Source organism: Aliterella sp. E5.1, from assembly GCF_057473825.1.
This window is the reverse complement of record NZ_JBYCCV010000038.1, coordinates 1-12,178: the sequence shown is the minus strand read 5'-3', so window position 1 is coordinate 12,178 and position 12,178 is coordinate 1. Positions and strand designations below refer to the sequence as shown.

Below are 12,178 nucleotides of genomic sequence, written 5' to 3'. Positions count from 1 at the left end.
TACAAATTATTAGGTTTCATCAGCAACTCACTTTAGTATGAATAATGAACTTAAAAAACTATATCGACAAGTACAACCAGAGCCTAAATATTGCAATTTAGAGCTAGTAGGACAAGGACAATTTGGGCGTGTTTTTCGAGCTAATCATAAAGTAAGCGGACAAGTAGTTGCGCTCAAGGAACTAGAAAAAAATCGCTTTCCGACATCTAAGTTTTTACGAGAAGTCCACTTTTTGCTCAGTTTGCAGCATCCTAATATTGTTACTTTTCAGGGCTTAGAATATACCTCATCTGGAAGATATTTAATCATGGATTATTGCGAAGGAGGTAGTTTACGCACTCTAATGAAATTAGAAGGGAAATTGAGTTTAGCTTTGAGCTTAAAGTTGGTTATTGATATTCTTGCCGGATTGGAGCATATTCATAGCCGCAAAATTATTCACCGGGATATTAAGCCAGAAAATATTTTGCTCAGTCAGGATACTACAGGTTGGATAGCTCGCGTTTCTGACTTTGGAATGTCTCGGCTCAATCACGAACTTTGCGCCGACAAGCAAGAGGATTGTGGCGGATCGCCTGCTTATATGGCTCCAGAGCGCTTTTACGGTCAATATTCGCACCATTCTGACTTGTACGCTGTGGGCGTATTATTATTTGAGTTAGTAACAGGTTTACGCCCCTTTTCGGGCTTGCCTGGTGAACTATTGAAAACCCATATAAATCAAGCGGTGGTAATTCCAGAAACTGTTCCTTTTTTGTTGCGCTCGACAATTACCAAGGCTATGCAAAAGTTACCATCTCATCGATTTGAGTCGGCGACAGAGATGTTAAATTCTGTTCAATTGGCGGCGCAACTGGAGGTTCCAAATATTTATAGCAGATTACCTCAATCAGAATCCGTATTTAATTTTCGTTTTTTTGGTAAATAAATTGGGTAATTTGAACTTATTCAATAGAAAAGATGAGTTGAAAAGGTGGATTTTATAAGGTATATACCTTACAAAATCCACCTTGCAGCATAATACCTAAACTTTTGTGCATTTATTTAAACAAAAATATGAACTTAACTCCAAAAATATCTTTTTTTACTTATTATTATATCCGCAAGATTTTATTGCAGCATTCTAAATATTTACAGGTTACTTTAGATCAAAATACTGGTTTTTGTGCTAACTCTTCAGAAAATCTACAAGAACTTTTAGACAGTTTATATTTGGAGGATATCTTAGAACAGCTTTTACGAGCTAGCGATGCCCAGATGCTTCCCAGTAAAATTGGTAAGTGTATATTTAGAGATATTTTAGAACAGCTTTTCCAACGATTATATGTAGAAGAAAACGAAATTAGTAGTAAAATACAGCAATTAGAAGCTTTGTGTTTGTCTCATCAACAATTTGTAGTAAAAAACCTTGCCCATACCGAAGAAGTACTAAATATTCAACAGCAAATCTTTTGGCTTTTAGGTTTTAAGAGAATAGAAATTAAAATTGTCGAAATAGTTGCGGCTCTTAATCAGCTAAGTAGATATAGCAGCAACTATTTAGGAGCAAAAATAATTATAAATAATTGGGAATCAAATCGCCCTAATACTGATTGGCTAAACAATTTTTCCATCGATTCCTCGGCAAAATTTGCTTTTTCTGGTACAAATGTAGAAGCAGAAAGCTTTGAACAATTGCAATCGGTACATCAGTGGGTTACGGCTTTTGTTCAGCAAAATACTAAAACTTTTCGGGATTTTCCCCACACAATTGAGCAAAGAAAACTGGGTGAGGTAAAAAAGGGATTATTATTAACTCGCCTTGGTACTTACTCTGCTTGGTTAAATGTAGAGACAAAACCTGTACCTAGTTTGCTCAACTAGAGGGAAAATTTTTACACTTCATCAAATCCATTAGTAGATTTAGCCTCAATTGTTAGATCCGGCAGCCCCTCAAGTTTTTCCACTGCGGAAGGCAAGGCTACGTTTTCTGGTACAAATATAGTCAAGCCTCCAGGTACGCACTCCACATCAATCGGGGTAAAACCAATAATTTCTCCATCAAGAACTACTTTTTGCGGCGGATCGGTTTTGATAATTACTCTTTTAGCCCGCAAGTAGCCGACATCATCGCGCTCGGTAGCACTCTCGTTGAGAGCGGTTTGGAGCAAATGATAGGAAGCTGCGATCGCTCCGGCGCGAGTTATGGGCGATACAACCGTTACATCTAATAAGCCGTCATCAAAAACAACCCCAGCAGGTCCTTGAGCTAAAACAGAAGTTGGTGGAGCGGCATTTGCAACAGTTATTGCTGCCGCCGTGAGCTTAATAATTTTATCGGCAGTTTCAATTTCTGCCTCAAAAGATTCTAATTCTCGCAATTGCTGAATCCCAGCCATGACGTAGGCTAACACCCCAAAACGATTTTTGGCACGGCGGTCGGCTCGTTCTACCGTTTCTGCCTCAAACCCAATTCCTGCGAGTAACACCATTGGGCGATCGTTACACCGCGCTGCGTCAATTACCCGTGTCAAACCTCCCAAAATTGTTTCGCAGGCGGCTTCAATGGTATCTGGCAACTCCAAGGCGGCGGCGAAGGCGTTTGCTGTGCCGCGAGAAATAATCCCCAGAGGAATGTTTGTCCCTACCAAAGCACTCGCGGCGGCGGATAATGTTCCATCCCCCCCAGAAGCGATGATGCTGGTTGCTCCTTGAAAAATGGCTTCTAAGGCGATCGCATCTGCATCTAATTCCTCGGTTGTAAACCGGATATCTAACTCCATACTTGGTTCCAACAACGCCCGAATTGTTGCCAAATCCTGCTCTGGATCGCTTTGACCAGCCGATGGATTGAATATAAGACAGCTTCCAGTTCTTTTCATAGGAGGGGATTTATTGCGATCGGCCTTTAAAGGGTGTTATGAAGCGAGCTCGCGACTCGATCTTTGGAGTCTCCTCCGAAACCTGCGCGGTCAATTTTTCATCAGTACAATTAAATTAGTTCTTATGTACTAAAGTATTTGTTAACTTAAATTTAAGTAACTTAACTGTCTAACATAAGATAACAGAACAAAAGCTAATATTTACCCTATCTAAAGTTGTACTCGCTGCCTTATGCCCGACCCGATGATGTATCAACAAGATAATTTTGTTGTTTTAGAACCTAACCAACAAGAGCAATTTATTACAGCTAGCGAGCTATTAGAAAAGTTGAAAATAGTTTTGGCGAAAAGTCAGCAGCAACTGCCGCAAGAATTACAAAACTTTTCTTCGATTGAGGAGCAAGCCAATTATTTAATAGATACCAGTTGCGAATTAGTTCTAGAACCCGGTCAATATTTGCAGTGGTATGCTGTACGCCTAGAAAAGTAGTTTTTATTTTTCTTCCAAATAAAACTTTATTTCTCCGGCTCCGAAGCAGCAATTAATGCTAGTTCAATAGCATCTTTTTTTGGCTGTTTGATTTCAACTTGCACCCCAGGTCCAAAAAAACTTATCATTTTCTGATGTTTTTCTTCCCAGGAAGCTAACGGAATTAGCGGCGAATAAAAATCAATAATTAGTGTATAGTCACCCTCGGTAGCAGTTTCGCGTATACCAGTAATTAGGGGACGTTCTTCGTCGCTAGGACTTAAGTTTAGATGCGATAAGGAGCTATCTAAGTGGGCATCTTGTCCGTAGCGATAGCGGGTAATGTCTTTGCGAATTTGATTTTGAGTGTCGGTGGCTTGCTTGTCTCTCAGGGCGACAATTTCTGGTGTAGTTGGTTGGGTATAAGGTACGGGTTTTAGTTCGGAAACTTTAAGCGCCAATCCACCCAATAACAAGGGAATGCCGTAGAAAAACCCCACTAAATTTAGGGTAGGATTACCAGAAAAATAAGCATAAAATCCGACTATTGTTAAAATCCCACCAATAGTTAAACCAAGAGATCCTAAAGAAGTTTGACGTAGCATGAGTTTAGAGCAACGAATATGTAGATATATTAATAAACCTAACCTCCTCCTGCCTTGAAACACAAGTAGCCTGTCTATAAACTTGTTTTTAGTGCGGAGACAATAGTGCAGTGTAAATTTAAAACGATTAATTGTTGATTGTACGGTTGCAGGAAAAACTTTTTTGTGATACTTTTTTTGTGTGTTTTTGTATGTAAATAGAAAAATCTCAACAAATAGTCCGGCTTTCTAGGGGACTACTTGTCATAGTTTATAATCTACAAAAATAATAAACATTTAGTTCTGCACAAATCGTGGCTTTTAAATATGAACGCCCTTCAAAAACCTAGACCACCCCTAGAGCCTGTAGAGCAGCATCGCCGTCAGGTAACACCACAAAGAAAAACCCGTCAACGTCGCCGTGTGAATTCTTACCAGGGAATAGCAGTTGAAAATACAGCTAAGTTGGTGGTAAATGTTTTGTTAGTCGCCGGAGCGGTGTCTGCTTTGGTAAAATTGCTGCCCTACAATATTTCTCAACAGGCAAAATTGCAGGAAATCTCTACAGAAGTCAAGTTAACCGAAAGTCGTGTAGCCGACTTGCAAACTGACTTTAACCGCTCTTTCGATCCTCAGCAAGCCAAAAAAATTATGCAAGAGGAAAGCAATCGCGTAGATCCAGGGCAACGCCCGATATTTTTGTTAAAAAAGTAACAGCCTACTTTGAGAGCTGTTAGCCAAAGCGCCAATAGCTTTTTAAAGACCGAGCAACTGTTGCAACCACACTTCAACTTGCGATCGCAAACGATGATTGGCAAGTCCTGTTGATTGGTCTAGAGGCAAGTAAGCCAAAGCGCGATGATAATCGGAAGTCGCCATATTCCAATCGCCCCAAAGATGGTAAGTCCGCCCTTGTTCGGCATAGATATTACCTTGCAGTTGACCGAACAAGGCGGCAATCTCAAGGTCTTCTATAGCTTCTTTGTAATGCCCCAAGTCGCGCCAGGTAATGCCTCGGTTAATCAAAGCGCGGACGTGACTGGGATTGAGATCCAAAGCTCGATCGTAATCAGCGATCGCCATATTTAGGCTACCAGAGGCGGCATAGTAGTTAGCGCGGTTGTTGTAAGCACTAGCTAGTTGGGGATTGAGTTGAATTGCTTTGTCGTAGTCGGCGATTGCTTTTAGCAATTGACCGCTTTGAAAATAGATAAGTCCCCGATTGTTATAATCGATCGCATTATCGGGATGGCGATCGATTAAATGGCTCAAGGAAGCGATCGCCTCGCAATAGTCTCCAAGTTTTGCTTTGGCTTTACCATAGGAGCGCAAACAGCGATCGGGTAATAAGTCTGGAGACAAATTCTCTGGCAGATCGTCGCTACCAAGGGGGTAAGGGCGGGGAAAACAGTCTGGGAGGGATGCTAAGATTTGAGGATTCATTTTCTTATAACTATGAGCGGTAGCTCAATAAATTCAACTTATAATTTTTTTTGCTGCCACAGTTAGGTGGTTGTGTTAGTTGATTAAGTGGCTCTTACAATCATCATCGGTGTTTATTTAAGAAAGTTATCAAAAATTAATACTGAATATATAATTCACAATTTAGCAGTCTATAGTTTCTACTTCATCCTTCTTGGGTAGAATTCCAGAAATAGAGCTAGGAGCTAAAAAAGGCTTTATTTGGCGTGCGAATTCCGGCAAACAGCGAAGTCTGTTGACAACTTGGTACAATGCAACAACCTACAGATGTGTTAGTTTGACAAAAATATTTTTATGACCAATACCTTATTAGATGAGGCTACAGATTTAGCGACCGATGACTATCTTGTTATCGGTTTGGCAACTTGTTTTGTTAAAGAAGATGGTGAAGTGCATGAAGTTGAAGTAATTGAGCCTATCCCGTCTGCCGCATTGGAAGCAATTGTTAAAGGCATTCCTACTTCCTACAAACTTGCCTTAGCAACTACCATTGGCGACGTTGTTGCCCAACTGCCTCAAAAACCCGCAGGATTCCCCTCATCGGCTCAATTTAGCGATGAATTTGTCCCTAGAGCGATCGCTGCGGCGCGGACTTACAAGCGTCGTGATGTCGCGACTTCCCATATTCCCCTAGGCACAACCCGCGATGACTTCAAATACTCCACCGAGCGCAAACGAGTATTAAACATGAGCCGCACAGTCACTACCGATGACAATGTAAAACAACATTCTCATACTCATAAAGTGCTTTAATTATGCTGAAACTTTACGGTGGCGCGCGCAGCCGAGCCTCAATTGTCAAGTGGTATTTGGAAGAACTAGCAATTCCTTACGAATTTGTGTTGCTAGATATGCAGGCAGGAGAACACCTCAAGCCAGAATTTTTAGCTATTAATCCGATGGGAAAAGTCCCGGCGATCGCTGATGGGGATTTTTACTTGTGGGAATCGGGAGCAATTTTGCTTTACTTAGCCCAAAAATACGACAAAACTACTTTTTCGGTAAAGCAACTGGCAACGATAAATCAATGGATTTCGTTCGCTAACTCTACTTTATTCACCGGAGTTTTTGTTGAAGCCCATCGAGAGCGGGAAATGCCGAGATTAATGACTGCCCTGGACAAAATTTTGGCTCAGCAGCCGTATATGCTTGGCGGAGAGTTTAGTGTTGCTGATGTAGCGGTAGGCTCAATACTGACATACATTCCAATTATGTTGAAGCTAGATTTGAGTGCTTACTCAAACGTAATTAATTATATGCAGCGCCTTGGAGAACGCCCAGGCTGTCAAAAAGGGTTTGATTTATCTGCATGAATACACGGGGATTTTTTCTTATACGAGGTGGCTTACTCTAACAAGATTTCTCTTAAAGTTATCTGCGACCTCACTCAATTTGGGACGTAAGCTAGAGATAGAAGTTACCAGAGAAAACATGGAAATAGGCGTTCCCAAAGAGACAAAAGACCAAGAGTTTCGTGTGGGTTTGAGTCCAAGTAGCGTCCGGATGCTCAAAGAAAACGGTCATACCGTAGCTGTGGAAACTCTTGCTGGTATCGGATCGGGTTTTACAGACGAGGAGTATCAGCAAGTTGGAGCGCAAATTGTCAACGCTACTGATGCTTGGAATCGTCAGCTAGTAGTTAAAGTTAAAGAACCCGTAGCCTCAGAGTACGAGTTTTTGGCAAAAGACCAGTTGTTGTTTACCTATTTGCACTTAGCCGCCAATCGCCCTTTGACCGAACAATTGATTGATTCGGGCATAACTGCGGTAGCTTACGAAACTGTAGAACAAGTTGGCGCTAATAAGCTACCCTTGCTTACGCCGATGAGCATCATTGCTGGACGTTTGGCGGTGCAATTTGGAGCGCGGTACTTAGAACGTCAGCAAGGCGGTAGAGGTATTCTCTTGGGGGGCGTACCGGGGGTTAAACCGGGGAAAGTAGTAATTTTAGGCGGTGGAATCGTAGGTACGGAAGCAGCCAGAATTGCGGTAGGAATGGGCGCGGCGGTACAAATAATTGATGTAAATGTAGAGCGTTTGGCTTATCTCGAAACTATATTTGGTTCTAGAGTGGAGTTACTTTACAGCAATTCTGCCCAGATTGAAGCGGCGGTAAAAGATGCTGATTTACTTATTGGGGCAGTTTTAGTACCGGGGCGCAAAGCACCGATTCTTGTACCTCGCAGCCTAGTTAAACAAATGCGATCGCGATCGGTTATTGTCGATGTGGCCGTCGATCAAGGCGGTTGTGTCGAAACAATGCACCCAACTTCTCATACTCAACCTACCTATGTAGAGGATGGGGTAGTTCATTATGGAGTGCCAAATATGCCCGGTGCAGTGCCTTGGACAGCTACCCAGGCGCTAAATAATAGTACGCTGCCCTATGTTTTACAATTAGCCAATCTCGGAGCAAAAGCCTTGGAGATTAACTCAGCTTTGGCGCTTGGGGTAAATGTAACTAAGCATCAATTGGTGCATCCGGCGGTGCGAGAAGTATTCCCGGACTTAGTTAATTGATGAGTTTTGTTGCTCTTGACGAACTGCTGGAACATTCTAGAGAGAATAAGGCGGTAGCAGAAGTATGACAAGAAAAAGATGGGATGATGACAAGCTAGATAAATTTGCTTCAATCGTGCAACAGGCAGTTGTTTCTAGTAATGACCGAATGACCAGGATAGAAGAAGGTTTAGGGCGTATTGAACAAACAGTAGAATCAAACAATTTTTAGAAGCTTTTAGTCAAGAATTAAGAAATTACACTAATTCAATGAATAATCTAGCTACTCGGATTGATGGAATGATCGCAACTAGCAACCTTTGATAAGTTAGATATTAATTCAATACTAGCTAAAATCCAAAAGCAAGTTGGCGCGATCGCAAATCATTTAGGAGTTGTTTAACAAAACTCAGGGGTTTTGTCTAAGAGCATCCAGGGGTGCGAGAAGTATTCCCCGATTTAGTTAATTGATAGATTTTGTTGCTCCTCAACGCCTGATATAGGTTAGGGGAGCATTTCACTTTATAGTAAAAGCACTATATTTCCTAAAGGCTTCGATCTGATCGCAAATAAAGCATTCTTGAACCCACAATATTGATCTGTTTTTCGCTTATCTCAGAGGCTCAGTGTTGAAATTAACAAGCGTTCCCTGGATATTAGTAGGGTTACGGTGGGCGATCGCACCTTTACTATTATTAGATGCCCTAGATGATAAAACGGGTAGGTTGTTTATTCTGGGCTATATAGTAGCGTTTTTATCAGATATTTTTGATGGCATCATTGCTCGTAAACTAGAAGTCAGCACTGTTAAACTACACCAAGCAGATAGTTGGGCAGATATTAGTCTATATCTCTGCATTGCAGTTAGTCTTTGGCTTGTATATCCCACAGTAGTTATTATTTTTCAAATTCCTCTACTAATTGCGAGCGCATTTCAGCTTGTTCTTTTTGCCGTTAGTCTACTTAAATTTGGCAAGTTTCCTAGCTTTCACACTTACACTGCTAAGCTTTGGGGCATTTCTCTATTTGTTGCAGTGGTGGGATTGTTTGGTTTTGGCTGGAGTGCAGGATTATGGGGTGCGATCGCTTTGTGTTTGGTCAATAGTATTGAGGAAATTATCATGACCTTAATTTTGCCCCAATGGACGCACGATGTTCTGAGTTTGTCTCATGCAATTAGGTTGCGCGAACAATTAGCAAAGGAACTATAAAACCTCACTTCAACGGTGCAATGTCGTTTTCTCTAAGCCCAAACTACACTGGAATATATAGGAAATAAACATTTATTTTTGCTAGATTTCGCCCTTAAAACCCTTACGAGGTGGCACTATGGCTAAATTAACTCTCCGCCGTGCGGAAAATATTAGCGGTGACTTTTATGTTGATAGTAGTTGCATTGACTGCGATACTTGCCGTTGGATGACTCCAGAAGTGTTTAATCGTACTGCGGGACAGTCGGTGGTGTATCATCAGCCAGCAAATGAAATAGAAAGATTAAGAAGTTTGCAAGCACTTCTAGCTTGTCCGACAAGCTCAATTGGGACGGTAGAAAAGCCTGTAGATATTAAAAGTGCGATCGCATCTTTTCCCCTTCCCGTTGCCGAAAACGTTTTTCATTGCGGCTACCACTCTGAAAACTCTTACGGCGCGGCGAGTTATCTCATTGTGCGCCCGGAAGGCAATGTTTTAGTAGATTCTCCTCGGTTTGCACCGCCATTAGTCAAGCGCCTAGAAGAAATGGGTGGAATTCGTTATTTGTATTTAACTCATCGCGATGATGTCGCCGATCATCAAAAGTTTCACGAGCATTTTGGATGCGATCGCATTTTACATAGCAATGATATTACAGCAGATACTCGTAATGTCGAAACTCAACTAACGGGTTTAGAACCTTTTGCCTTAGATAGCGACTTACTAATTATCCCCGTTCCCGGACACAGCAAAGGTCACACTGTTTTGCTGTACAAAAACTTTTTATTTACAGGCGATCATTTAGCATGGTCAGAAAGGTTAAATCAGTTGGTGGGTTTTCCTGATGTTTGTTGGTATTCTTGGTCAAAGCAAGTAGAATCAATGCGTCAATTGGTCAATTACTCTTTTGAGTGGGTGCTACCCGGTCACGGTAGGCGCTATCATGCTTCGGCAGAAACGATGCACCAGCAGATGCAGCAATGCGTCGCTTGGATGGAAGCCATACGTTAACTAATTATCAGTCTGCTTCAGCCGACTTTAGCTATTAGCCTGGGACTTCAGTCCTAGGCAGGCTAAAATGAGCTTTTAACAAATCCACTGGACATCTTTAGCCCCTTCTGTTCAAGCAAGAAGTCTATTATCCAGTTATTACAAAACTTTGCTGAGATATTGATGTACAAATTGAACGCAAATTGAGCCTTCGCCAACACCAGAAGCTACGCGCTTGATAGAGTTATGTCGAACATCACCCACTGCAAAGACTCCAGGAACATTAGTTTCTAACAAGAAGGGGTCGCGTTCTAACGTCCATCCTTTGGGGCGAGTTCCGTTGTGTTTCAAATCTTGTCCTGTTAGGATAAAACCGCGATTGTCTCGTTCTAGGACACCATTTAGCCAATTGGTACGCGGAACTGCACCGATAAAGATAAATAGCGAAGTCGCGCTTACAGTTTGGGTTTCGCCAGTTTGAGAATTAGCAATAGAAATAGCCTCTAAACTTGTCTCGCCTTTTGCCTCAGTAACGCTAGAATGCACCATAACTTTGATATTTGGTGTCTCATTAATTTGGTCGATGAGGTACTGAGACATACTTTTAGTCAAAGACTCGCCTCGGACTAATATCGTTACTTGGCTGGCATATTTAGAAAAATACATTGCCGCTTGTCCGGCAGAATTTGCCCCACCGATGATATAAACTTCTTCCCCTTGACAGGCAATTGCCTCAGTTTGGGCTGCGCCATAATACACCCCCGCACCCGTTAACTTTTCAAGTCCCGGTACATCCAATCGTTTCCAAGATACACCAAGGGCTAATATCAAGGCGTGGCAGCTAATTTCAGTACCATCGGCTAGTTGAATAAAGCGATAAGGATCTTCAATGCGGATGCCTGTCACTTCTTGGGGAGTAAGAATTTCTACCCCAAAACGCCGCGCTTGAGTCACTGCCCGCCGCGCTAAATCTGCCCCGCTTAAACCCACCGGAAAGCCCAAATAGTTCTCAATGCGCGAACTTGTCCCGGCTTGTCCCCCAGGGGCTTCTCGCTCGATCATGACTGTATCTAGTCCCTCGGATGCCCCATAGACGGCGGCGGCTAAACCCGCCGGACCACCACCAACAATAATTAGGTCATAGAAAGGGTTCCCGGCTTGAGTTTGCAAACCAATTTTTTCTGCAACTTGGAGGTTTGTGGGCTGCAACAAACTCGATCCATCAGTAAATAATACTAAAGGCAACTGGAGGCGATCGCAATTGGCGTAAATCACTAGCTGTTGAGCTTCTTCAGAAGACTCGATATCTAACCATTGATAAGGTACTTGATTGCGAGCCAAAAAATCTTTAATTTCGTGGGAATGAGGCGACCAGCGATTGCCAACTACGCGGATGCCTTCAAAAGGTGGATGAAAGTTTGCTAACCAGTCGTCGAGCAAGTCGTTTAGTACGGGAAACAACTTTTCCTCCGGTGGATCCCAAGGTTTCATCAAGTAGTAATCAATTTGGGTGGTATTGATGGCGCGGATAGCTGCATCGGTGTCTGCGTAAGCTGTAAGTAAGGCGCGTTTTGTATTGGGGTAAAGTTCTAGGGCTTGTTCGAGAAATTCTACCCCCGACATTTGCGGCATCCGTTGATCGACAAGAAACAAGGCTACAGACTGGTTGCGGAGTTTGACTTGTGCCAATGCTTCGAGGGCTACTGCTCCGGAATCGGCACGCAGGACGCGAAATTTGTCTCCATACTCTTTTTGCAAGTCACGAGAAATTGCTCTTAAGACTTCTGGATCGTCGTCAACGGTCATGATTACGGGTTTAGCCATGGCGCAATATTAACCTCTTGTCAGGTATTTTGATTTGTTTTTAAGTAGTCGTGAAGATTAGAGGCAATTTTACTGTAAATGTAGCTGTTTTTCCTGTCTCTGGGCTTTGGGAACAGGGCAACCGCATAAAAATCATTGAGTTAAAAGTTTGATGAGATAGGTATGATCCCAAGCTGCCTTTTTGCGTCTGGCGGCAATGCCACGCTGGGATGAGGAGTCTTTGGCGAGAAGATTGAGAGCAAGATGCCTAAGCAAAGCCATGTTTTGAGGAGCAAAAT

General features: G+C 42.3%; 14 protein-coding genes. 10 read left to right on the top strand and 4 right to left on the bottom strand.

Going from position 1 to position 12,178, the window contains the following annotated elements:
- Window positions 1–37: 37 nt before the first annotated feature.
- Both AC2VE5_RS13760 and AC2VE5_RS13755 read left to right on the top strand, forming a co-directional pair.
- Complete coding sequence (locus AC2VE5_RS13760) at window positions 38–928, top strand: serine/threonine-protein kinase (protein ID WP_486888315.1); 891 nt, start codon at window positions 38–40, stop codon at window positions 926–928.
- A 128-nt stretch (window positions 929–1,056) separates the two neighbouring features.
- A complete protein-coding gene (locus AC2VE5_RS13755) occupies window positions 1,057–1,863 on the top strand; it encodes a hypothetical protein (RefSeq protein ID WP_486888314.1) in 807 nt (268 codons plus the stop codon).
- A gap of 11 nt (window positions 1,864–1,874) precedes the next feature.
- On the opposite strand, the gene AC2VE5_RS13750 is transcribed toward AC2VE5_RS13755, so the two are convergent.
- Complete coding sequence (locus tag AC2VE5_RS13750) at window positions 1,875–2,861, bottom strand: YegS/Rv2252/BmrU family lipid kinase (protein WP_486888313.1); 987 nt, start codon at window positions 2,859–2,861, stop codon at window positions 1,875–1,877.
- A 232-nt stretch (window positions 2,862–3,093) separates the two neighbouring features.
- Between AC2VE5_RS13750 and AC2VE5_RS13745 the strand changes: the two genes are divergently transcribed.
- Window positions 3,094–3,351: a CRR7 family NDH-1 assembly protein gene (locus AC2VE5_RS13745; protein WP_486888312.1), complete on the top strand. Its 258-nt coding sequence runs from the start codon at window positions 3,094–3,096 to the stop codon at window positions 3,349–3,351.
- A gap of 26 nt (window positions 3,352–3,377) precedes the next feature.
- On the opposite strand, the gene AC2VE5_RS13740 is transcribed toward AC2VE5_RS13745, so the two are convergent.
- Window positions 3,378–3,935: a DUF2854 domain-containing protein gene (locus AC2VE5_RS13740; protein ID WP_486888311.1), complete on the bottom strand. Its 558-nt coding sequence runs from the start codon at window positions 3,933–3,935 to the stop codon at window positions 3,378–3,380.
- Window positions 3,936–4,241: 306 nt separating this feature from the next.
- On the opposite strand from AC2VE5_RS13740, the gene AC2VE5_RS13735 reads away from it, so the two are divergent.
- Window positions 4,242–4,628 (top strand): slr1601 family putative cell division protein, encoded by a 387-nt coding sequence (locus AC2VE5_RS13735; protein WP_486888310.1) that lies wholly within the window; start codon window positions 4,242–4,244, stop codon window positions 4,626–4,628.
- A 42-nt stretch (window positions 4,629–4,670) separates the two neighbouring features.
- On the opposite strand, the gene AC2VE5_RS13730 is transcribed toward AC2VE5_RS13735, so the two are convergent.
- Window positions 4,671–5,357: a tetratricopeptide repeat protein gene (locus tag AC2VE5_RS13730; RefSeq protein ID WP_486888309.1), complete on the bottom strand. Its 687-nt coding sequence runs from the start codon at window positions 5,355–5,357 to the stop codon at window positions 4,671–4,673.
- Between the two features lie 333 nt (window positions 5,358–5,690).
- Here AC2VE5_RS13730 and AC2VE5_RS13725 point away from each other — a divergent pair, with 333 nt between their 5' ends.
- The 6 genes from AC2VE5_RS13725 (at window position 5,691) to AC2VE5_RS13700 (ending at window position 10,097) form a co-directional block, all read left to right on the top strand.
- On the top strand, window positions 5,691–6,149 hold the full coding sequence (locus AC2VE5_RS13725) for a hypothetical protein (protein WP_486888308.1): 459 nt from the start codon (window positions 5,691–5,693) through the stop codon (window positions 6,147–6,149).
- 2 nt (window positions 6,150–6,151) lie between these two features.
- Window positions 6,152–6,709, top strand: coding sequence for a glutathione S-transferase family protein (locus AC2VE5_RS13720; protein WP_486888307.1), 558 nt, complete (start codon window positions 6,152–6,154; stop codon window positions 6,707–6,709).
- A 118-nt stretch (window positions 6,710–6,827) separates the two neighbouring features.
- Entirely contained in the window at window positions 6,828–7,916 is a 1,089-nt protein-coding gene (ald, locus tag AC2VE5_RS13715; RefSeq protein WP_486888306.1) for an alanine dehydrogenase, read from the top strand.
- 64 nt (window positions 7,917–7,980) lie between these two features.
- Entirely contained in the window at window positions 7,981–8,127 is a 147-nt protein-coding gene (locus AC2VE5_RS13710) for a hypothetical protein (protein WP_486888305.1), read from the top strand.
- Window positions 8,128–8,521: 394 nt separating this feature from the next.
- A complete protein-coding gene (locus tag AC2VE5_RS13705; protein ID WP_486888304.1) occupies window positions 8,522–9,106 on the top strand; it encodes a CDP-alcohol phosphatidyltransferase family protein in 585 nt (194 codons plus the stop codon).
- 118 nt (window positions 9,107–9,224) lie between these two features.
- Window positions 9,225–10,097, top strand: coding sequence for an MBL fold metallo-hydrolase (locus tag AC2VE5_RS13700; protein ID WP_486888303.1), 873 nt, complete (start codon window positions 9,225–9,227; stop codon window positions 10,095–10,097).
- 138 nt (window positions 10,098–10,235) lie between these two features.
- On the opposite strand, the gene AC2VE5_RS13695 is transcribed toward AC2VE5_RS13700, so the two are convergent.
- Complete coding sequence (locus AC2VE5_RS13695) at window positions 10,236–11,900, bottom strand: FAD-dependent oxidoreductase (RefSeq protein WP_486888302.1); 1,665 nt, start codon at window positions 11,898–11,900, stop codon at window positions 10,236–10,238.
- Window positions 11,901–12,178 lie beyond the last annotated feature (278 nt).